The 21,015-nt window shown below is 59.7% G+C and carries 17 protein-coding genes and 1 pseudogene; 9 read left to right on the forward strand and 9 right to left on the reverse strand.

The window, feature by feature from the left end; genetic code table 11:
* Positions 1–572 precede the first annotated feature (572 nt).
* Positions 573–1,871, forward strand: coding sequence for an OprD family porin (locus tag FBY10_RS24305; protein ID WP_145337864.1), 1,299 nt, complete (start codon positions 573–575; stop codon positions 1,869–1,871).
* A gap of 188 nt (positions 1,872–2,059) precedes the next feature.
* On the opposite strand, the gene FBY10_RS24310 is transcribed toward FBY10_RS24305, so the two are convergent.
* Both FBY10_RS24310 and FBY10_RS24315 read right to left on the reverse strand, forming a co-directional pair.
* Positions 2,060–2,902: a mechanosensitive ion channel family protein gene (locus tag FBY10_RS24310; RefSeq protein WP_131697896.1), complete on the reverse strand. Its 843-nt coding sequence runs from the start codon at positions 2,900–2,902 to the stop codon at positions 2,060–2,062.
* 136 nt (positions 2,903–3,038) lie between these two features.
* Positions 3,039–3,524, reverse strand: a complete 486-nt coding sequence (locus FBY10_RS24315; RefSeq protein WP_053135814.1) for a YajQ family cyclic di-GMP-binding protein — start codon at positions 3,522–3,524, stop codon at positions 3,039–3,041.
* A 123-nt stretch (positions 3,525–3,647) separates the two neighbouring features.
* Here FBY10_RS24315 and FBY10_RS24320 point away from each other — a divergent pair, with 123 nt between their 5' ends.
* From FBY10_RS24320 to FBY10_RS24330, 3 genes are read left to right on the forward strand one after another with little or no spacing between them, the layout of a single operon-like run.
* The gene (locus FBY10_RS24320) at positions 3,648–4,565 is read left to right on the forward strand and encodes a putative 2-dehydropantoate 2-reductase (protein WP_145337863.1); all 918 of its coding nucleotides are present in this window, start codon (positions 3,648–3,650) and stop codon (positions 4,563–4,565) included.
* Between the two features lie 46 nt (positions 4,566–4,611).
* The gene (locus FBY10_RS24325) at positions 4,612–6,645 is read left to right on the forward strand and encodes a PAS domain-containing sensor histidine kinase (protein WP_145337862.1); all 2,034 of its coding nucleotides are present in this window, start codon (positions 4,612–4,614) and stop codon (positions 6,643–6,645) included.
* Positions 6,646–6,647: 2 nt separating this feature from the next.
* Positions 6,648–7,226, forward strand: a complete 579-nt coding sequence (locus tag FBY10_RS24330) for a cob(I)yrinic acid a,c-diamide adenosyltransferase (protein ID WP_145337861.1) — start codon at positions 6,648–6,650, stop codon at positions 7,224–7,226.
* Between the two features lie 129 nt (positions 7,227–7,355).
* Here FBY10_RS24330 and FBY10_RS24335 read toward each other — a convergent pair whose 3' ends face one another.
* The 3 genes from FBY10_RS24335 to secA form a co-directional block, all read right to left on the reverse strand.
* Positions 7,356–8,300 (reverse strand): Nudix family hydrolase, encoded by a 945-nt coding sequence (locus tag FBY10_RS24335; RefSeq protein ID WP_131697899.1) that lies wholly within the window; start codon positions 8,298–8,300, stop codon positions 7,356–7,358.
* 18 nt (positions 8,301–8,318) lie between these two features.
* Positions 8,319–9,536: a bifunctional glutamate N-acetyltransferase/amino-acid acetyltransferase ArgJ gene (gene argJ, locus FBY10_RS24340; protein ID WP_027605527.1), complete on the reverse strand. Its 1,218-nt coding sequence runs from the start codon at positions 9,534–9,536 to the stop codon at positions 8,319–8,321.
* Positions 9,537–9,659: 123 nt separating this feature from the next.
* Positions 9,660–12,395, reverse strand: a complete 2,736-nt coding sequence (gene secA, locus FBY10_RS24345) for a preprotein translocase subunit SecA (protein WP_145337860.1) — start codon at positions 12,393–12,395, stop codon at positions 9,660–9,662.
* Between the two features lie 294 nt (positions 12,396–12,689).
* On the opposite strand from secA, the gene FBY10_RS24350 reads away from it, so the two are divergent.
* On the forward strand, positions 12,690–13,145 hold the full coding sequence (locus FBY10_RS24350; protein ID WP_145337859.1) for a DUF721 domain-containing protein: 456 nt from the start codon (positions 12,690–12,692) through the stop codon (positions 13,143–13,145).
* Between the two features lie 4 nt (positions 13,146–13,149).
* On the opposite strand, the gene FBY10_RS24355 is transcribed toward FBY10_RS24350, so the two are convergent.
* Positions 13,150–14,628 (reverse strand): helicase HerA-like domain-containing protein, encoded by a 1,479-nt coding sequence (locus tag FBY10_RS24355; protein WP_145337942.1) that lies wholly within the window; start codon positions 14,626–14,628, stop codon positions 13,150–13,152.
* A 191-nt stretch (positions 14,629–14,819) separates the two neighbouring features.
* On the opposite strand from FBY10_RS24355, the pseudogene FBY10_RS24360 reads away from it, so the two are divergent.
* The 3 genes and pseudogenes from FBY10_RS24360 to FBY10_RS24370 form a co-directional block, all read left to right on the forward strand.
* A pseudogene (locus tag FBY10_RS24360) lies at positions 14,820–15,432 on the forward strand (chemotaxis protein); the annotation flags it as partial.
* A 184-nt stretch (positions 15,433–15,616) separates the two neighbouring features.
* Entirely contained in the window at positions 15,617–16,738 is a 1,122-nt protein-coding gene (locus FBY10_RS24365) for a glycosyltransferase family 1 protein (RefSeq protein ID WP_145337858.1), read from the forward strand.
* Positions 16,731–17,474: a DUF2334 domain-containing protein gene (locus FBY10_RS24370; RefSeq protein ID WP_131697902.1), complete on the forward strand. Its 744-nt coding sequence runs from the start codon at positions 16,731–16,733 to the stop codon at positions 17,472–17,474. Before FBY10_RS24365 ends, FBY10_RS24370 begins: the two co-directional genes overlap by 8 nt.
* 45 nt (positions 17,475–17,519) lie before the next feature.
* Here FBY10_RS24370 and FBY10_RS24375 read toward each other — a convergent pair whose 3' ends face one another.
* The gene (locus FBY10_RS24375; RefSeq protein WP_131697903.1) at positions 17,520–17,705 is read right to left on the reverse strand and encodes a hypothetical protein; all 186 of its coding nucleotides are present in this window, start codon (positions 17,703–17,705) and stop codon (positions 17,520–17,522) included.
* Positions 17,706–17,791: 86 nt separating this feature from the next.
* Positions 17,792–18,640: a formyltetrahydrofolate deformylase gene (purU, locus tag FBY10_RS24380; RefSeq protein ID WP_131697904.1), complete on the reverse strand. Its 849-nt coding sequence runs from the start codon at positions 18,638–18,640 to the stop codon at positions 17,792–17,794.
* Positions 18,641–18,988: 348 nt separating this feature from the next.
* Here purU and mvaT point away from each other — a divergent pair, with 348 nt between their 5' ends.
* Positions 18,989–19,363, forward strand: coding sequence for a histone-like nucleoid-structuring protein MvaT (gene mvaT / locus FBY10_RS24385; RefSeq protein ID WP_003175830.1), 375 nt, complete (start codon positions 18,989–18,991; stop codon positions 19,361–19,363).
* Positions 19,364–19,452: 89 nt separating this feature from the next.
* Here the strand turns inward: mvaT and sbcB are convergent, their stop codons facing one another.
* A complete protein-coding gene (gene sbcB / locus FBY10_RS24390; protein WP_131697905.1) occupies positions 19,453–20,880 on the reverse strand; it encodes an exodeoxyribonuclease I in 1,428 nt (475 codons plus the stop codon).
* Positions 20,881–21,015 lie beyond the last annotated feature (135 nt).

Below are 21,015 nucleotides of genomic sequence, written 5' to 3' on the forward strand. Positions count from 1 at the left end.
AATGACCCACTTGTGCTTCAAATGGATCCGCCGATTACCCACTCTCAGGGTGAACCGGTAACGTTTTTCTCTGGGAAGGCATTTTTGCCTCACGAGCCAGGGACAACGCAGACGCGTCAAGCGCAAACAAAATGGCGTAAAAAGCCCGTGTTTATGAGGTCTTTACACGATTTTCACGTTTTTCACGAAAAAATGACATTCGATTACCGATTTGGGCGCGCTTGTTGCATTCACACCCATATCGTCGGCAACGACACCCGCTGGGAAGCAGGTGTTTCGCGATAGAAGAACAGCAGCGTTTCAATGCGCCTCAAGGAAAACCTCAAACTTCGAAAGACGTTTGAAAACAGCATTGAAGTTGTCAGTCCCGTTACACTCGGACTGTGAATTTGCGACACGGAGCTAGCAATTTACGACAGCCTCGTAAAGAAGCTGAAAGGAAAGATGGGTAAGTATCGTCAATAGAGTCTGCGTGATATAACTTTGCGCCGACACAAAAAAGAAAGAGCCGCCCAGATAAAAATACAGGTGGGACGGCAGTACTCTTCCTAAAACCAAAGGAGCAAATCACGATGCGCGTGATGAAGTGGAGCATGATCGCCCTGGCTGTTTCAGCAGGCACCTCGCAGTTCGCAATGGCGTCCGCCCAGGACGATTCCAAGGGCTTTGTTGAAGACAGTACGTTCAGCATCAACACTCGCGCGCTGTACTTCAGCCGCGACTTCCGTAACAACCCGTCGGGCCCGACCTCACAAAGCCGCACTGAAGAGTCCGGCCTGGGCTTCAACGCCCTGTACCAATCGGGCTTCACCCAAGGCACCATCGGTGTCGGTGTTGACGTAATCGGCCTGTTGGGCGTGAAGCTCGATAGCGGCAAGGGTCGTGCGGGTACCGGTCTGTTCCCAACCGGCTCCGATGGTCGTTCACAAGACGATTACTCCAAAGGCGGTGGCGCCATTAAGTTCCGTATCTCCGATACCGTCCTGAAAATAGGTGACCAGTACACCACAGCTCCAGTGTTCGCGTCCGATGACAGCCGTCTGCTGCCAGAGCTGCCACAAGGCATCTCGATCACCAGCAACGAGATCAAGGGCTTGAAACTGGAAGGCGGTCACTTCACTTCCAGCGTTGCGCAGAACCAGACCTACCATGACAGCCTGGGCCTGACGAAGACCGACTTTGTCGGCGGCGTCTACTCGTTTACCCCAGAGTTCACCGGCAGCCTGTACTACGCGAAAACCGAAGATTACTTCCGCAAGTACTACAGCAACCTGAACTGGACCCATGCGCTTAGCGACGACCAGTCGTTCGCCTTGGACTTCAACATCTACGACACCAAGAGCGAAGGCGAAGGCCTGCAACGCGCTTCCAAAGACAGCGCGCTGCCATTTGATCAGCGTACCAAGCTCGACAACCGCGCATTCAGCTTGCAAGGTGCCTACACCATCGGCGCTCACACCTTTACCTTGGCAGCTCAGAAGGTTACCGGCGACGGCGACTACGGTTACGGTGTAGACGGCGGCGGCACAGTGTTCCTGGCCAACTCCGTTGCCCGTTCCGACTTCAACGCCGAAGGCGAAAAGTCCTACCAGGCTCGTTACGACATCAACATGGCAACCTTCGGCATTCCTGGCCTGAGCTTCATGACTCGTTACGTGACCGGTAGCGGCGCCAACACCGCCACGACGTCGAACGGTAAAGAGTGGGAACGCGACATCGAAGGTAAATACGTGATCCAGAGCGGCCCAGCCAAAGATCTGAGCCTGCGTATTCGCCAAGCGACCTATCGCTCGTCTGACGGCGTGTACTACGGTTCTTCGTCCATCGACGAACTGCGTCTGATCGCGCAATACCCGCTGAACATCTTGTAATTGCTGGTTCAATTACAACGATGACTTAAGGCCTCGGCCTTAAACAAAAAGCCGCTCCCCTGCTTACAAGGGAGCGGCTTTTTCATTGCAGTTTTATTTCGACAAATAATAACTAGCAAGCTAACTAACGAGATTCAGGTGACACGTTTAACCTGACCTGTCGGCCAAGTTAAACACGCTTCTTTCGTTTACTTCGGGGTTGCTTCCTGCATCACGCGAATAACTCGCTGCGGAAATGGAATATCAATCCCCGCCGCCTTTAAACGGTCGCGCGACAGTTCATTCAGCATGAACACTACATCCCAATAATCCGGGGTGTTGGTCCAGCAGCGCAGGGAAACGGTGATTGAGCTATCGCCCAAGGTCGACACCACGGCCACTGCAGCAGGATCAGTCAGTACGCGCGGGTCTTTTGCCAGTTCCAGCAGCACTTCACGCGCTTTTTGCAGATCGGCCTCGTAGTCCACACCCACATCAAACACCACCTTGCGGGTCGGCTGACGGTTGGTGTTGGTGATGATGCCGTTGGACAGGATGCCGTTGGGCACGATCACGGTCTTGTTGTCGCCGGTACGCAGCACGGTGTGGAAGATCTGGATGCTGTCGACAGTCCCCGAGGTGCCCTGGGCTTCGATCCAGTCACCGATGCGGAACGGGCGGAACAACAGAATCAGCACGCCACCGGCGAAGTTGGCCAGGCTGCCTTGCAACGCCAGGCCGATGGCCAGGGTAGCGGCACCGATGGCAGCCACGAACGAGGTGGTCGCCACGCCGATCATCGAGGCCACACTGACAATCAGCATGACTTTCAGCGCGATGTTCGCCAGGCTGGTGATGAAGTGCTGCAGTGCAAGGTCCGCGTTACGCATGGCCAGCAGGCGGCCCACACGGTGGGTCAATACGTTGATCAGCCACCAGCCAATGGCCAGGGTGATCACCGCCAGCAATACCCGGCTGCCGTATTCCATGATCATCGGGATCCACGACTGCGAAGTCTTGATCAAGTGATCCATTTCAGCGTTTAAATCCATGTAGCTTCTCCTGTGTGGCGGATGTGCGGCTTTATTGACTGCCTGGAAACGCAAATGAGCCCCGTGGGGCTCATTTGCAGGCGCGGGTTCTGGGGCGTGGGACGTCGAAAACGCCCGCAGGTTCCCCAATGTGCCATCAGTCGCGGAAGTTATTGAACTGCAGCGGCATGTCGAAGGTCTTGGCGCGCAGGGCCGCAATGGCGTCCTGCAGGTCATCACGCTTCTTGCCGGTGACGCGAACCTGCTCACCCTGGATGGCAGCCTGGACTTTCAGCTTGGCATCCTTGATATGGGCGACGATCTTCTTCGCCAGCTCCTTGTCGATGCCTTCCTTGAGTACGGCTTCCTGCTTCATCAGCTTGCCGGAGGCGTAGGCGTCCTTGATTTCAAGGCACTGTGCGTCGATCTTGCGCTTGACCAGCGACAGCTTGAGGATCTCGATCATCGCTTCCAGCTGGAAATCGGCTTCAGCGGTCAAGTTGACGGTCAGCTCCTTTTCCTTGAATTCGAAGCTGCCCTTACCTTTCAAGTCATAGCGGCGGTCCAGCTCCTTGACGGCATTCTCGACGGCGTTGGTGACTTCGTGTTTGTCCAGTTCAGATACCACGTCGAACGAAGGCATGTGATTTCTCCAATATAAGGGGCGGGCTCAGTAGAGATGGAGCGCGCCCGAGCTAAAATGCCGGGGCATTATAGCGGTTCTTTCGTCCCGTTCACTGTGAGCGACCCTACGGAGCAAAAACTGATGTCGACCACCTGGCATATTCTCGGCGCCGGCAGCCTGGGCACGTTGTGGGCCACCCGCCTGGCTCGCGCCGGCTTGCCCGTCAGGTTGATCCTGCGCGATGCAGCGCGACTGGCCAGCTACCGGGCTTCATCAGGCTTGACCCTGGTGGAACACGGCGTAGCCCATACCTACCCGGTGTTCGCCGAAAAACCCGACAGCCCCGAGCCGATTCATCGCCTGCTGGTAGCCTGCAAGGCCTACGACGCCGAGGGCGCTGTCGCACAACTGCAACATCGCCTGGCACCGGACGCCGAGCTGATCCTGCTGCAAAACGGCCTCGGCAGCCAGGACGCGGTGGCCGCGCAACTGCCCCAGGCTCGCTGCATTTTTGCCTCCAGCACCGAAGGCGCGTTTCGCGACGGTGACTGGCGCGTGGTGTTCGCCGGCCACGGCTACACTTGGCTGGGGGACGCGAGCCACCCTACCCCACCGCTGTGGCTGGACGACCTGCACGCTGCGGGCATCCCCCACGAATGGAGTACCGACATCCTGACGCGCCTGTGGCGCAAACTGGCGCTCAATTGCGCGATCAACCCGCTGACTGTGCTTTACCAGTGCCGCAACGGCGAACTGCAGAACCATCAATGTGAAATCGCTACCCTGTGCGCCGAACTTGGCGAACTGCTGGAATGCTGCGGCCAGCCCGCTGCCGCGCTGGATCTGCAGCACGAAGTGGAACGGGTGATCCAGGCCACGGCTGCCAATTACTCGTCCATGTACCAGGACGTGGCCAATGCCCGCCGCACCGAAATCAGCTACTTGTTGGGCTATGCTTGCCAGGCGGCCGCCCGTCACCAATTGAGCCTGCCGCATTTGCAACAACTGCAAGTGCGCCTGGTCGAGCAGTTACTTGCACGCGGATTGCCCAGCGACTGAGCCACGCGCTACCCTGCCCGCCTGTCTATCACCTGGAAAAACCCTGATGCCGCTGCGCCAGCGTCTAGAAAACCTACCGGTCGGGCAGAAATTGCTGGCCGCCCTGCTGGTGCTGCTCACCACTGTCCTGCTGGTGGCCAACCTGACCTTTATCAGTGCCGCCTACTGGATCTCCCAGGAAAGCATGGCACCCCAGGCCTTGCAGGCCATCGGCCGGCTGGTGTCCAACCCGGCCCTCGCCGCCGAAGCCCTTGAATCCCCGGCCAAGGCTGATGCGCTGCTCAATGAACTGACCAGCTATTCGCCCCTGCGCGCCGCCGCCCTGTACGACGGCGAAGGCAATCGCCTGGCGCAGATGCAACACGGCGATCGCCTGCACCTGCCGGACAACTACCGGCATATCGAAGCCTGGCGAGTGACCGAGTTTCGCAGTAACCAGGTCATCACCCTGCCCCGCCCCGGCCAACCGTCCGGTCACCTGCTGCTGGTGGCCAGCAGTGAGCTGCCGGTGGCCTTCTATACCGGCACATTGACGGCGAGCCTGGGCATCCTGATTTTCAGTGTGTTGCTATGGTTGATCATCGCCCGGCAGATCAAACGCCTGATCACCCGGCCGATCCATGAACTCGAAGAGCTGTCACGCCAGGTCACCCGCGAAGAGAACTACGCCTTGCGTGCCGGCCGGGGCAACCGCGACGAAATCGGCAGCCTGGCCGAAGCCTTCAACACCATGCTGTCGCGCATCGAAGCCCGGGAGCAGCAGCTCAAGCGCGCGCGGGACGACTCCCAGGCGGCCTACGACCAGGCACAAGGTCTGGCCGAAGAGACACGTCACACCAACCGCAAGCTGGAGCTGGAAGTCCAGGTGCGCAGCAAGATCGAGAAAAAGCTCACCGGTTTCCAGAACTACCTGAACAGCATCATCGACTCGATGCCTTCGGCACTGATCGCCCTGGACGAACAGCTCTACGTCACCCAATGGAATCAGGAGGCCACGGCCTTGTCCGGCACGCGCCTGGATGAAGCGCTGAATCAACCGATCTACCTCGCCTTCCAGCCGCTCAAGCCATACCTGCCGCAGATCAAGGCCACGGTGGAGCAACACACGGTGGAACGCATCGAACGCGTTACCTGGATCAAAGACGACGAACCCAAGCATTACGCCCTGACCTTCTATCCGCTGATGGGCGGTGCCGGGCGCGGCGTGGTGATCCGTATCGACGACATCACCCAGCGCCTGTCACTGGAAGAAATGATGGTGCAGTCGGAAAAAATGCTGTCCGTCGGCGGGCTTGCTGCCGGCATGGCCCACGAGATCAACAACCCGCTGGGGGCGATCCTGCATAACGTGCAGAACATTCGCCGTCGCCTGTCCCCGGACCTGCCCAAGAACCTGGAGCATGCCGAACAGGTGGGCATTGAGCTGGGCACGGTCAACCGCTACCTGCAAAGCCGCGAAGTGCCGCAACTGCTCGACGGTATCCAACAGGCAGGGGCGCGGGCGGCGAAAATCGTCACCCACATGCTCAGCTTCAGCCGCCGCAGCAACCGGCAGATGGCGCCTTGCGACTTGCCGGCGCTGATCGACCAGGCGGTAGAAATCGCCGGTAACGACTTTGACCTGGCTATTGGCTTCGACTTCAAGGGCCAGGCGATCATCCGTCAGTTCGACCCGCAGTTGGGCCCCGTGCCCGGCACGGCCAACGAACTGGAACAGGTGCTGCTCAATCTGCTGAAAAACGCCGCCCAGGCCATTCATCTGCGCGAAGACGACAGCGAACCGGGGCGCATCATCCTGCGCACGCGCCTTAACCCGCCGTGGGCGGAAATCCAAGTGGAAGACAACGGCATCGGCATGAGCGAGAACGTGCGCAAACGCACCTTCGAACCGTTCTTTACCACCAAGGAAATCGGCCAGGGCACCGGGCTTGGGCTGTCAGTGTCGTATTTCATCATCACCAACAACCACAAAGGCCAGATGGAAGTGCATTCCACCCTCGGCCAAGGCACCTGCTTCACCTTGCGCCTGCCCTTGGCGGGCCAACTGCCACCTTACGAACTCACCCAACTGGAGCACTGACCATGGGCTTTCGCCTGTCGAAGATTTATACCCGCACCGGCGATAAAGGCGAAACTGGCCTTGGTGACGGTCGCCGCGTGCCCAAGGACCATCCCCGGGTGGAAGCCATCGGCGAGGTCGATACGCTGAATAGCCAGTTGGGGTTACTGCTGGCGTATCTCGAAGCGCTCGGCGGGCAGCATCCAGGCTTACAGGACGTGATCGAGGTGCTTACGCCTTGCCAGCATCGATTGTTCGATCTGGGCGGCGAGTTGGCGATGCCAGACTACAAGGCACTGAACGCGGCGGAAGTTGATCGGCTGGAAGCGGCGATTGATCGCTGGAACGAGGAAGTCGGACCGCTTGAAAACTTTATCTTGCCTGGTGGTTCAGCGCTGATTGCCCAGGCCCATGTATGCCGCAGCCTGGCGCGCAGTGCCGAACGGCGCTGTCAGCATTTGAATGCTGTCGAGCCGTTGGAAGGGGTGGGGTTGGCATATATCAATCGGCTGTCGGATTTGCTGTTTGTGGCGGCAAGGGTGATTGCCAGACGCCAGGGCGTTGCCGAGGTTTTGTGGCAGGCGGCGGCAAAGCCACACTGATGATGATTCGGTGACTGACAGGGCCTCATCGGGGGCAAGCCCCCTCCCACATTTTGATCACATTCCAAAGTTGGAACTCGGTCGAATGTGGGAGGAGGCTTGCCCCCGATAGGGTCCTTCAGAGCGTCATCAAACCTCAGGCCAGAACGCCCGAATCCCTGCGACACCTTGAGCCCCGGCTTCCCACGCCTGCTCCCGCTGCGCAGGCCCTACCCCACCCAACAGAAACACCGGCTTGCTGAACCCACGGATCAACTCCGCCGCCTGCTCCCAGCCCAACGGCTGGGCATCTGGATGGGTCTGGGTCGGCTGCACCGGCGACAGCGTGACAAAGTCCACGTCCATCAATTCCGCCAACGCCAATTCTTCCGCGTTATGGCATGAAGCCCCCAACCAGCGATCCTTCGGCAACGGCCGGCCCTTGCTCGCATATTTGCGCAGTTGGGCCGAGGTCATATGCCAGCCGGCCGCCGGGAAGTCCCCGAGCCATTCAAACGGCCCCTTGAGCATCAACTGCGCCTTACCGGCGCACAGGCCCACCGCATCTACCGCGAGGTCGCGGTATTTGGGGTCGTAACCGTTGGGCGCCCGCAGCTGGATCAGCTTGATACCGCCGGCGACAGCCTTCTGAATCCCGCGCAAGAGCGTCGGCGTTTCCAGCTCGCCCGGCGTGATCAGGTAATCGGCGGGCAAGCGTGCAGCAGCCACAATCGGCGCGTTGGCCGCTGGGAACTCATAGTTGGGCAGATCGCGCGGGGCCACCCACTCCAGCGGTTGTCCCTCGGCACCGTGGGGCTCGCCGGTAAAGGCCGAGACTTCCCAGACATCCAGCAATACCTGTTTGTCCGGGTAGTCATGCTGCACCTTGATCAGCGGTCTCGCCGTGGTGACCTGGATGCCCAGTTCTTCCTGCAACTCACGGGACAGGGCCGTGGCGACCGACTCATCGGCCTCCACCTTGCCACCGGGAAACTCCCACAGGCCGCCCTGATGCTGGGTATCGGCACGGCGCGCCAGCAGGATCCTGCCGTCGACACCGCGGATCACCGCTGCTGCTACATGCACTCGTTTCACCGCGCTTATCCTCTTCTATCAGGTGCGGTATTCCGCATTGATCTTCACGTACTCGTGGGACAGGTCGGTGGTCCAGATGGTTTCGCTGCACTCACCGCGACCGAGCTCGATACGGATGGTGATCTCTTCCTGCTGCATCACCGCCGAGCCCTGGGCTTCGGTGTAGGTTTCGGCGCGGGCGCCACGGCTGGCAATGCACACGTCGCCCAAGAACACGTCGATCTTGCTCACGTCCAGGTCCGGCACGCCGGCACGGCCGACGGCAGCCAGAATGCGACCCCAGTTCGGATCGGAGGCGAACAGCGCGGTCTTGATCAGCGGCGAGTGGGCCACGGTGTAGCCGACATCCAGGCATTCCTGGTGGTTGCCGCCGCCGTTGACTTCAACGGTCACGAACTTGGTCGCGCCTTCACCGTCACGCACGATGGCCTGGGCCACGTCCATGCACACCTCGAACACCGCCTGCTTCAGCGCCGCGAACAGCGGGCCGCTGGCCTCGGTGATTTCCGGCAGGTTGGCCTGGCCGGTGGCGATCAGCATGCAGCAGTCATTGGTGGACGTATCGCCATCAATGGTGATGCGGTTGAACGACTTGTTGGCACCGTCCAGGATCAGACTGTGCAGCACATCGCGGGAAACCTTGGCGTCAGTGGCGATGTAGCCAAGCATGGTGGCCATGTTCGGGCGAATCATGCCCGCGCCCTTGCTGATACCGGTCACGGTAACCGTCACACCGTCGTGAACGAACTGGCGGCTCGCGCCTTTTGGCAGGGTATCGGTGGTCATGATGCCGGTGGCGGCAGCGGCCCAGTTATCCACAGACAAGTCATCCAGCGCGGCTTGCAGGGCGCCTTCGATTTTCTCGACCGGCAGCGGCTCACCGATGACGCCCGTGGAGTAAGGCAGCACTTGGCTGGCGTCCACACCGGCCAGTTGGGCCAGCTTGGCGCAGGTGCGCGCAGCGGCGACCAGTCCAGGCTCGCCGGTACCGGCGTTGGCATTGCCGGTGTTGGTCAGCAGGTAACGGATCGAGCCGGCAACACGCTGCTTGGCCAGGATCACCGGCGCGGCACAGAAGGCGTTGAGGGTGAACACGCCCGCAACGGTCGAGCCTTCGGCACAGCGCATCACCACCACATCCTTGCGCCCTGGGCGCTTGATGCCGGCCGAAGCGATACCGAGCTCAAACCCGGCAACCGGGTGCAATGTGGGCAAAGGACCAAGACCAACAGCCATGAATGCGCTCCTTAAATATAGGTGATGTCTGTGCCGTCGTGATCGACGGTGAAATTAATGGCAAAACGCCGCGACGGCAGGGGCCGGTCGCGGCGCGGGGTGTAGCAGCGTCAGGCGAAAATCTTATTCGATCTGGCCGTGGCAGTGTTTGAATTTCTTGCCCGAACCGCAATAGCACAGTTCGTTGCGGCCCAGCTTCTGCTCGTTGCGAACCGGGGTCTGGGCCAGGACCACATCGACCTCTTCACCCAATACTTCAGGCGCTTCCAGGCCAGGTGCCTCGTCGTGCTGGAACTGCAAGCGCGCAGCCAGTGCCTCGGCTTCCTGGCGCAGGCGAGCTTCTTCCTCGATCGGGTCTTCGCGACGCACCTGAACGTGGGACAGCACGCGAATCGAATCGCGCTTGATCGAATCCAGCAACTCGGAGAACAGCGTGAACGACTCGCGCTTGTACTCCTGCTTCGGGTTCTTCTGGGCATAGCCACGCAGGTGGATACCGTGACGCAGGTGGTCCATGGTCGACAGGTGGTCTTTCCACAGGTCGTCCAGCACACGCAGTACGATTTGCTTCTCGAAGGTGCGCAGTGCTTCGGCACTCGCCTGCTCTTCTTTCTCGTTGTACGCGGCCAGCAGCTCGGTCATGAGCTTCTCGCGCAGGGTCTCTTCGTACAAGTGGTCGTCTTCGTCGAGCCACTGCTGGACCGGCAAGTCGACACCGAAGTCGCTCTTCAACGCCGCTTCCAGACCGGCGACGTCCCACTGCTCAGGCAGCGATTGTGGCGGGATATGTGCGCTGACGGTGGCGTTGAGCACGTCCTGACGGAAATCGGCGATGGTCTCGCCAATGTTGTCGGCGGCCAGCAACGTGTTACGCATGTGATAGATCACTTTACGCTGTTCGTTGTTGACGTCATCGAACTCGAGCAGTTGCTTACGAATGTCGAAGTTACGGCCTTCTACCTTGCGCTGGGCCTTCTCGATGGCATTGGTCACCATGCGGTGCTCGATCGCTTCACCGGACTGCATGCCCAGGGCCTTCATGAAGTTCTTCACCCGATCCGAGGCGAAGATACGCATCAGGCTGTCTTCCAGGGACAGGTAGAAACGGCTGGAACCGGCGTCACCCTGACGGCCGGCACGACCGCGCAACTGGTTGTCGATACGACGGGATTCGTGACGCTCGGACGCAATCACCTGCAGGCCACCGGATTCCAGCACAGCCTGGTGGCGTTTCTGCCAGTCTGCCTTGATCTGGGCGATCTGCTCGGGGGTCGGGTTGTCCAGCGAGGCCACTTCCACTTCCCAGTTACCGCCCAACAGGATGTCGGTACCACGACCGGCCATGTTGGTGGCAATGGTCAGCGCACCCGGGCGACCGGCCTGGGCGATGATCTCGGCTTCTTTTTCGTGGAACTTGGCGTTGAGGACCTTGTGCTCGATACCTTCCTTGTTGAGCAGGTTGGACACGTGCTCGGAAGTCTCGATGGTGGCGGTACCCACCAGGATCGGACGACCCTGGGCCATGCCGTCCTTGATGTCGTTGATGATCGCCGCGTATTTCTCTTCGGCGGTCAGGAACACCAGGTCGTTGAAGTCTTTGCGGGCCAGCGGCTTGTTCGGCGGGATGACCACCACCGACAGACCGTAGATCTGGTGGAATTCGAACGCTTCGGTGTCGGCGGTACCGGTCATGCCGGACAGCTTGTTGTACAGGCGGAAGTAGTTCTGGAAGGTGGTGGACGCCAACGTCTGGCTCTCGGCCTGGATGTTGAGCATTTCCTTGGCTTCGATGGCCTGGTGCAGGCCTTCGGACAGACGACGGCCCGGCATGGTACGCCCGGTGTGTTCGTCGACCAGTACGACCTGGCCATCCTGCACGATGTATTCGACGTTGCGATGGAACAGCTTGTGGGCGCGCAGGCCGGCATACACGTGGGTCAGCAGGCCCAGGTTGTGTGCCGAGTAGAGGCTTTCGCCTTCAGCCAGCAGGCCGATCTGGGTCAGCATGTCTTCGACGAACTGGTGACCGGCTTCGTTGAGTTCGACCTGGCGGGTCTTCTCGTCGATGGTGAAGTGACCTTCTTTGGTCACCACGCCTTCCACTTCCTCGATGTGCTGCTCAAGACGCGGGATCAACTTGTTGATCTCGGTGTACAGGCGTGAGCTGTCTTCGGCCTGGCCGGAGATGATCAGCGGAGTACGGGCTTCGTCGATGAGGATGGAGTCGACTTCGTCGATCACGGCAAAGTTGAGTTCGCGCTGGAATTTTTCTTCCATGCTGAACGCCATGTTGTCGCGCAGGTAGTCGAAACCGAATTCGTTGTTGGTACCGTAGGTGATGTCGGCGGCGTAGGCGGCGCGCTTTTCTTCCGGCGGCTGGAACGGCGTTACCACGCCGACGGTCAGGCCGAGGAATTCATACAGCGGGCGCATCCAGTTGGCGTCCCGGCGAGCCAGGTAGTCGTTCACCGTCACAACGTGCACGCCCTTGCCGGACAGTGCGTTGAGGTAAACACCCAGGGTGGCTACCAGGGTCTTGCCTTCACCAGTACGCATTTCGGCAATCATGCCTTCATGCAAGGTCATGCCGCCGATCAACTGGACGTCGAAGTGGCGCATGCCCATGACACGCTTACCGGCTTCACGAGCAACCGCAAAGGCTTCGGGAAGCAGCTTGTCGAGGGTTTCACCTTTGGCTATGCGGGCCTTGAACTCTTCGGTCTTGGCGCGCAATTGCTCGTCCGAAAGGGCAACCATCTGCTCTTCGAAGGCATTGACCAGCTGCACCGTCTTGAGCATGCGTTTGACTTCGCGCTCATTCTTGCTTCCAAAAAGTTTCTTTAACAAAGGCGCAAACATATCGGCAGGTTCTTCCACACATAGGGATGGAGGGCGCACCGTGAGTGGCCCGAGCAGCCCTCACGGCCGCATGCGAACGCGCATTCTACCCGGAATCGTGGGTGAGGAAAGTGGCGTTGTTCCCCGAGGCGGGCAAGGGGCTGTGAGAGGGCTTGTTTAAAATAAGGGCTTTTGCGCGAACTTCAACCCGTGGAGCTCATTGATTTTGTGGATAAAGCCCCGGCAATGCATTGCCCGGGGCCGCGTAGACGCTTTCTGCTAAGATGGCCGCTCTGTTACTTAAGGTGTCCAATCATGGCATTTCGCCCTCTTACAGCCCGCGCGCCCAGCGTGTTGCTTCGCGAAGCCAAGCCGTTGAAAGCCATCTTTGGCCATGCGCAACGCTTGGGCCACTTGCAACGCCTGCTCGAAAGCCAACTGCAACCGGCCGCCCGCGAACACTGCCATGTGGCGTCCTGGCGTGAAGGCAACCTGCTGCTGATTGTCACAGATGGCCACTGGGCGACCCGCTTGCGCTATCAGCAAAAACGCCTGCAGCGTCAATTGATGGCATTCGATGAGTTCGCCAGCTTGACGCGCATCCAGCTCAAGGTGCAGCCGCCGACCGTGCAGCAAGGCGCGGCGGGCCACACGATGGACTTGTCGGAGACGGCGGCCGAGACGATTCAGGCCACGGCCGACGGGATCAGCGATCCGGGCTTGCGCGCGGCACTTGAGCGGCTGGCCGCCCATGGCAAGCCCAAACCCTGAACCGCTACTTGCGCTTACTACCTCCCAGCAAAGACCCCAGCAAGCCACGCACCAGTTGGCGCCCCATCTGATTGGCCGCCTGCTGCATCGCGGATTTCAGCGCCTTGCCTGCGGTGGTTCCCAGAAACGCCCCGGCCTTGTCAGTGAAGCTAGGCTCCTCGTCGGACTGCCTGGCCTCTTCGGTCGGTCCAAGCGCCTTGCGCGCCATCAATACTTCATAGGCCGACTCGCGATCAATCGGCTTGTCATAGCGCCCCTGCAACGGCGAACTGGCCACCAATGTGGCGCGCTCAGCGGCGCTCAGCGGCCCGATTCGCGATTGCGGCGGCGCGACCAGTACGCGTTGGACGACTTCCGGCGTACCTTTTTCCTGCAAGGTGCCCACCAATGCCTCTCCGGTGCCCAACTCGGTCAACACCGATAAAGCATCAAACGCCGGGTTCGGCCGGAACCCGTCTGCTACCGCCCGCAAGGATTTCTGTTCTTTCGTGGTGAACGCCCGCAGGCCATGCTGGACCCGCAAACCCAGTTGCGCCAGCACGGTGTCTGGCAGGTCGCCCGGCGATTGGGTAACGAAATACACCCCCACACCCTTGGAACGAATCAGCCGCACCACTTGCTCCAATCGCTCTTGCAAAGCCTTGGGCGTATCCGCGAACAACAAATGCGCCTCGTCGAAAAACAGCGCCAGCAACGGTTTGTCGGCATCGCCGCGCTCGGGCAGTTGCTCGAACAATTCCGCCAGCAGCCACAGCAGGAAGGTCGCGTACACCTTCGGCGCTTCATGCACCAGGCGGCTGGCGTCCAGCAGATGGATACGCCCGCGTCCGTCGCTGGTGGGCTGCAAGATGTCTTCAAGCTGCAGGGCCGGCTCGCCAAACAAGGCCTCGGCGCCCTGTTGCTCCAATACTGCCAGACGCCGCAACAGCGCCTGGCTGGAGCCAGTAGTCATCAGCGCCGCGTCTTCGCCGAGCAACTCCGGGTGATAGCGCAGGTGGTTGAGCAGGGCCTTGAGGTCCTTGAGGTCCAGCAGCAACAGGCCCTCGCGATCCGCCACCTTGAACGCCGCGTAAAGGGCCGACTGCTGGCTATCGGTGAGCTCCAGCAAACTGCCGAGCAACAACGGCCCCATTTCGCTGATGGTGGTGCGCAGCGGATGACCGGACTGCCCGTGGATGTCCCACAGCGTCACGGGGTACGCCTTGGCCGTGTAATTAAGGAAAGGCATGCCGGCGATACGCTCGGCCACCTTGCCCTGGGGGCTGGCGGCGGCACCCAGGCCACAGAGGTCACCTTTGATATCAGCCGCAAATACCGCCACGCCCGCATCACTGAAGGCTTCGGCCAGGCGTTGCAATGTGACCGTTTTGCCCGTGCCCGTGGCGCCGGCGATCAACCCGTGACGGTTGGCCAGGCGCATGGCCTGGGCAATGGGCTGGCCGTCAAGACCGGCACCGATAAGGAGTTGCGTGGAGTCAGGCATTTCGTCACCCATGGTTAATCTTTAGTATCGCCAGGTCTATAAGACAGATGTGAGACCTACAAAGTCTAAAAAACGCTCAGATAGTTCCTACAGGGACCAACGGAAATATCAAACTTTTTTTGACGCTACCCTTCCGCGTGTTCCACAAGGACGCGTCTCGGATATTAAGACCTTAGCGGCCCCTTCAAGCTATGAATAAAAATCTGCGTTGCAGCCATAAAATCCTGCTTGCAGCCGCCCTTATCGTCATCGCCGCATTTACGCTGCTCACCCTTTATAACGACTATTTGCAACGTAATGCGATACGCGACGACCCCAATAGCTACCTGCACGAGATGGGCGACGTCACCGCGAACAGTATCCAGACCTGGCTGACCTGACGTATCGCGCTGGTAGAAAACGCCGCACAGAACATCGCCATTAACCCTGAACCCGGTGCGGTTGCCAGCCTGCTGGAGCAGAAACCCTGAATCTCCATCGCCCCCCCAGCGCCAAGATAGCCAGAGCATCGGTGTGGTCGGCGGCGACCTGAGCCTGCAGACCCTGGTGGACAACATCGTCACCTTCACACGGATCAAGGGCCTGCCCTCGGTGAACGGGTACTTCGGGGTATCGGTGGATAAGGACGATGCCTACGCAATGCTCAGCAAATTTCGCACCTCCGCCGTAATCGCCACCGTGATTGCCGTGGTGATCATCATCGCCCTGCTCGGCATGCTGATACGCGTGCTGCTGCAGCCGCTGCACGTGATGACTCGCGCGATGCAGGACATCGCCGACGGCGAAGGTGACCTGGAACAGCAGGCGGCGCGGTTGAAACAGCTGGTGGGCAGCTCCCGGAGCTGACACACACTGTAAAAAACCTTGTGGGAGCAGCCCTGCTCCCACATCTGGCCCGTTTCCAGCTGATGACTGCAGCGACACCTATCCCGATCGAACATCTATCCTTACCTCAGGTCCACGTAGGGGAGAGCAATGGATCGGAGGGATGTTCATCGTGCATATCGCTGACATAACCATGTTCTACGCCCCAGCCAGCGGTGGCGTACGCACTTATCTCGACGCCAAGCACCGGCGCCTGGCGCTCAAGCCGGGCATCCGCCACAGCCTGCTGATCCCCGGTGCACGCCTGAGCGAACAGGATGGAATATTCAAGGTGCCGGCCCCCGCCCTGCCCTTCGGCAAAGGCTACCGGTTCCCGCTGCGCCTGGCGCCATGGCGAAACGTCCTACACGATTTACAGCCTGATCTGATCGAGGTGGGTGACCCCTACCTGACCGCCTGGGCCGCGCTGGATGCCCGGCGCCAGCTGGATGTGCCGGTGATCGGCTTTTATCACTCCGACCTGCCGTTGTTGGTGCGCAACCGCATGGGGCCCTGGCTTACCCCGAATGTCGAAGCCTACGTCAGCAAGCTCTATGGGAATTTCGATCGCGTCCTGGCACCCAGCCGGATAATGGCCGACAAGCTCACGGGGCTTGGGGTGAAGAATGTTTTCGTTCAGCCGCTGGGGGTGGACCTGCAGACCTTCACCCCGGACAGGCGCGACCCGGGGTTGCGTGCGGAGTTGGGGGTCAGTGAAGACACGCGCCTGTTGATCTTCGCCGGGCGCGGCTCCAAGGAAAAGAACCTGCCAGTGCTGCTCAACTGCATGAAACGCCTGGGGAGTGGCTATCACCTGCTCTTGGTAGGCTCCAGCATGCCTGCCAGCGTGCCGGACAATGTCACGGTCGTCGATGGGTTCAGGCCTGCCCCGCATGTCGCGCGGTTGATGGCCAGTGCCGATGCGCTGCTGCATGGCGGGGACCAGGAAACCTTTGGCCTGGTAATCCTGGAGGCCATGGCTTGCGGGATCCCGGTAGTTGCAGTGGCCGCTGGCGCCTTCACTGAAATTGTCCATGAGCACTGCGGCCTGTTGTGCCCCCCGAACAACCCCAAGGCTATGGCCGATAAGGTGCGCGAGTTGTTCAGCGCCGACAGCCGTCACCTGGGCGCACAGGCACGCCGATATGTGACGCAGCATTATGCGTGGGATGCGGTGGTCGACAGCCTGCTGGGCCATTATCGTGCGGTACTCGGCAGCCACAAGCCGATGCTTTCCCATGGCTGAGCGCTCGGTGTTGCTGGTCTTGCATGACGTGGCACCGCACAACTGGGCCGACTACCGACCGTTTGTCGAAGCCGTTGACGCGCTGGGAGCGGTGCCTGTCACCTGGCTGGTAGTGCCGGACTTTCATCATCGTGATGCACTGTCCAACCAAGGAGACTTTCGACGACTGCTGGACCGCCGCCTGGAGCGGGGCGATGAACTGGCCCTGCATGGCTACTTCCATAGCGATGATCAACCGCCACCGCGCACGCCCAAAGAATGGTTCATGCGTCGCATCTATACTCACGAAGGTGAGTTCTACCAATTGCCACAGGCCCAGGCCCTGGAACGTATTCGCGCCGGCATCGAGGTATTTCGTCGCAACGACTGGCCACTTCATGGGTTCGTTGCACCCGCCTGGTTGATGAGCCAAGGCACCCGTGATGCCTTGCGCCAATTGCCGCTGAACTACACCAGCGATCCACAACACCTATACCGGCTCCCCGACTTCAGCCGTATCGACGCCCCGGGCCTGGTGTGGAGTGCCCGTAGCAGCTGGCGTCGGGGCTTATCCAAACTCGTCAGCGACCACCGTGAACAGCGCTGGCAGAACGCCCCGGTGATTCGACTGGGGCTGCATCCCGTGGATATGCGCCACGATTTTTCCCGTCGTTATTGGATTGAAACCCTGCAACGCCTGCTGGCCGCTGGCCGCACGCCGCAGACCAAAGTGGCGTGGCTGGCAGCGCAACCCTGAGTCGGGTGGTTTGACGGATGTCGGACGGGTATTCGCCGGCGCTGCTCAAGCGTCTTTTTCAGAAGACTCTTGCGGCTCGTCCGGCAATTGCAACTGCTCCCACAGCTGGGCAGCTCCGGGAAAGTCGGTGCCATCCTCGGCATCCAGCGCGTCAGGGTCGTAACGACTCAGACAGCCTTCGCCCAACGTAGCCGGCGCTTTGGACGTGGCTTTATCAAGTGGATCGCGCATCGCCGACTCCTCAATGGCCGACAAAGAAAAAGGGCCTGCAGCGATTTAACGCCCAGGCCCTCCATTCTTCAATCTAAACGCGTTGATCAGAACACGACAGTCTTGTTGCCGTGCACCAGCACGCGATCTTCCAGGTGATAGCGCAGGCCACGGGCCAGCACCATCTTCTCGACATCCCGGCCAAACCGCACCATGTCCTCAATGCTGTCGCTGTGGCTGACACGCACCACGTCCTGCTCGATGATCGGACCGGCATCCAGCTCTTCGGTGACGTAATGGCAGGTTGCGCCAATCAACTTCACGCCACGCAAGGAAGCCTGGTGGTAAGGCTTGGCCCCCACGAACGACGGCAGGAAGCTGTGGTGGATGTTAATCACCTTGCCCGCGTATTCGCGGCACAGCTGCGGCGGCAGGATTTGCATGTAGCGCGCCAGCACGACCACGTCGGCCTCATGCCGCTTGACCAGGCGAGAGACCTCGGCGAACGCCGGCTCCTTGTCCTGCGGGTTGACCGGCACGTGGTAGTAGGGGATGCCATGCCACTCGACCATACTGCGCAGGTCGTCATGGTTGGAGATCACGCACGCGATCTCACAATCCAGCTCGTCGCTGTGCCAGCGGTGCAGCAAGTCGGCCAGGCAGTGGGATTCGCGGCTGGCCATCAACACTACGCGCTTTTTCTGCTCGGTGTCGGTGATGTGCCAGGTCATCGAAAACTCTTCTGCGATTGGCGCAAATGCCTCGCGGAAAGCCTCAAGACCAAAGGGCAGCGTGTCGGCACGGATTTCGTGACGCATGAAGAACCAACCGCTGAGATTGTCCGAGTGATGGCTCGCCTCGGTGATCCAGCCGTTGTGGGAGGCCAGAAAGTTACTGACTTTGGCAACGATGCCGACCCGGTCCGGGCAAGCAATCACCAGCCGAAAAGTGCGCATTAGGGGGGAACTCCAGAACTTCGCAAAGGCCGCCATTCTAGCGATTGTGCAGAAAAACTGCAGTATTCGATGAGCCTTATTCTGATCCCCCGACCTGGTCACATCCCTTAATAGCGCATGGTTTTACCAGCGCTATATGAATGAACAGCGCAAGCTGCGGCAATTATGGAAAAATTAAGCAGGTTATTTGCGGGGTAGCCCCTACTAATTAACTCGATTGCATAGCGCCTTTACAAACATTCAAAGTAATTCACCTAAATGCGTTCTTAAATGTTTACTTGAGGAAACCGCCTGACTATTATTGGGCCACTCTCCCTGTCAATCAGCGTTCTACATAAGGTAGTCCACATGTCTCTGATCAACGAATACCGTGCCACCGAAGAAGCTATCAAAGAGCTGCAAGCTCGTTTGAAGAACCTGTCCCAAGATGACAAACTGAAAACCGAGCTGGAATTCGAAGGCAAACTGCGCACCCTCATGGGTGAATACTCCAAATCCCTGCGTGACATCATCGCGCTGCTGGATCCAGAGTCGAAAGTTAAAGCACCACGTGGCGCCGTAAAAACTACCGGTACCAAGCGTGCTCGCAAGGTCAAGCAATACAAAAACCCGCACAACGGCGAAGTGATTGAAACCAAAGGCGGCAACCACAAAACCCTGAAAGAGTGGAAAGCCAAGTGGGGCGGTGACGTGGTTGAAGGCTGGGCTACCCTGCTGGGCTAAGCTTCGCCTGGTCCGCGCTTGATACGCGACCCATTAAAAACGCCAGCTTGCTGGCGTTTTTTATTGTCCGTCTTTTCTACAAACCGCTATTACCGATTCACACGAGCAGCTAAAGACTCAGCATATCCCTGCCACTGCTCCAGCACCTGCTGCTGAAACGGCGTCGCACTAACGGCCAACTCCTGCCGAGCTAGATTAAATGCCTCAAGGGTATTCGGCGCGCCGAATTCAGGATTTGCCAAACGCTGCTGACAGAAAAGTTTCCAGCGTTGTAGCTCCTCGCTGTTCAGCGTATCGGGGAAGTTACGCGCCCGGTAACGAAACAATAATTCAGGCAAACGGTGATCATCAAAAGGCCACTGCCGGCTGGCTAACTGCGCAGGATCAGCCGCCCGGACTTGCTCGCATAACCGCCGATCACGATCCCCGATAAAACCCTCGTAAAGCTGCTGTTCCGGGTCTGAGCTCGGGGCAAAATCTTCCTCGGCGTAAATGACCGCCAACTTATCGCGCCAAAGTTCCTGTGCGTCAGTTAGCCGCAGGGCCCGCGCCTGGCAAATATCCATATCCAATTGCAGGCGTTCACGGTCCTCGGCCCGCAGTACATTCAAGGGCGCGACCACGGGGCAACGGTTGATATGCACCAACTTGAGCGGCACCGGCAGCTCTCCTTCGGCAAGGTCCTCACGACGGGTGTACAGGCGTTGGCGCAAGGCAGCGGCATCCATGTCCAGCAGCCCCTGGGGTTCGAGCCCAAGGTCGCAGACAATCAGCGCATTACGGTTGCGCGGGTGCCAGGCCAGGGGCAGCACGACACCCAGGTAATGACGCTCGGCAGAAAAACGTCCGGAAATATGCACCATGGGTTGCAGCAAGCGCACCTGGTCCATCACCCGTTGCTTGCTGCGCAGTTGAAACAGCCAGTCGTAAAGCTTGGGCTGCTTCTCGCGCACCAGGCGCGCCAGGGCGATCGTGGCACGCACGTCGGATAACGCATCGTGGGCCTGGCCGTGGTCAATGCCGTTGGCGGCGGTCAGGCGCTCAAGCTTGAGGGTCACGCGCCCGTCCTGCTGCGGCCACTCGATGCCTTCCGGACGCAGGGCGTAGGCAGTGCGAACCACGTCGATCAGGTCCCAGCGGCTGTTACCGCCCTGCCACTCCCGCGCGTAAGGGTCGAAAAAATTGCGATACAGGCTGTAGCGCGTCATTTCATCATCAAACCGCAACGTGTTGTAACCTGCGCCGCACGTCCCCGGGGCCGCCAGTTCGGCATGTACACGGGTCATGAAGTCGGCCTCGGCCAGACCTTTTTCCGCCAGTATTACAGGGGTGATGCCGGTGATGGCACAAGCGGCGGGATGGGGCAGGATGTCGTCGCTCGGCTGACAGTAAAGATTGACCGGCGGGCCGACCTCGTTGAGATCGAGATCCGTACGAATGCCGGCAACCTGGAGTGGGCGATCGCTGCGCGGGTTGATGCCGGTGGTTTCATAGTCGTACCAGAAAATGGAGGTCACGGGCTATTCCTGTGCTGAAGATCGACAAAGTCTAGGCGTTCAGTCGTATTCGCGGCCAGCACCAATTACACTGTACAAACATCCAGCAAAACCTTGGGTAGTTGCTTCCATCGCCGACACTGTTAGCATCCGTGT

It is taken from the genome of Pseudomonas sp. SJZ103 (assembly GCF_007828335.1).
Taxonomy (GTDB): domain Bacteria; phylum Pseudomonadota; class Gammaproteobacteria; order Pseudomonadales; family Pseudomonadaceae; genus Aquipseudomonas.